Below are 278 nucleotides of genomic sequence, written 5' to 3'. Positions count from 1 at the left end.
TCAGCAAGTGCAAGCACATCAGATAGTGAGTCAGCATCAACAAGTGAGAGTGGTTCAGAGTCAGTAAGTACAAGCGACTCAGACTCAGCAAGCGCAAGTACGTCAGACAGTGATTCAGCATCAACAAGCGAAAGTGATTCAGACTCAGCAAGTGCAAGCACATCAGATAGTGAATCAACATCAACAAGTGAGAGTGATTCAGAATCAGTAAGTACAAGCACGTCAGATAGTGAGTCAGCATCAACGAGTGGAAGTGACTCAGAGTCGGTAAGTACAAG

The 278-nt window shown here is 45.0% G+C and carries 1 protein-coding gene; it reads left to right on the top strand.

Going from position 1 to position 278, the window contains the following annotated elements; translation table 11 throughout:
- Positions 1 to 278: hypothetical protein (locus CD128_RS11045; RefSeq protein ID WP_231917321.1), on the top strand; the 278-nt coding region annotated here is incomplete at both ends.

This window comes from Staphylococcus croceilyticus (assembly GCF_002902575.1).
In the GTDB taxonomy this organism is placed as follows: Bacteria; Bacillota; Bacilli; order Staphylococcales; family Staphylococcaceae; genus Staphylococcus; species Staphylococcus croceilyticus.
The sequence above is the reverse complement of the archived record's forward strand: the minus strand, read 5'-3'. Positions and strand labels throughout refer to the sequence as shown.